This is a genomic window from Psychromonas sp., assembly GCF_983033635.1.
Map to the genome: position 1 here is coordinate 4,270 of NZ_CEZLMY010000227.1, position 302 is coordinate 4,571.

Genomic DNA, 302 nt, shown 5'->3' on the forward strand with positions numbered 1-302 from the left:
TTACTAAGCCACACTTGAAATGATTTTTTTAAAACTGTTAATCCAGCTACAACGTTAATTTGTTTAAGACTTTCTGCCGACAGAGATTCAAGACTTTCAACTACTTTATCTGCATGCTCAATTTTAGATAGCCACTGCGCAATTCTTTTAAAAACACCAATCGCATTATCTGAGCTTAATTCAATGAATTGCCTTAAATCGTCATCAGTAGCATTATTTAAGCCATCTAAGGCACCATTAAACTTAACATACTGATTAGACCCTCTTGGAATTCCATCTTTTCGATGTAATCTATATAAAAC

The 302-nt window shown here is 33.1% G+C and carries 1 protein-coding gene; it reads right to left on the reverse strand.

The window, feature by feature from the left end:
• Positions 1-302: hypothetical protein (locus AC4GME_RS17465; protein ID WP_490379908.1), on the reverse strand; the 302-nt coding region annotated here is incomplete at both ends.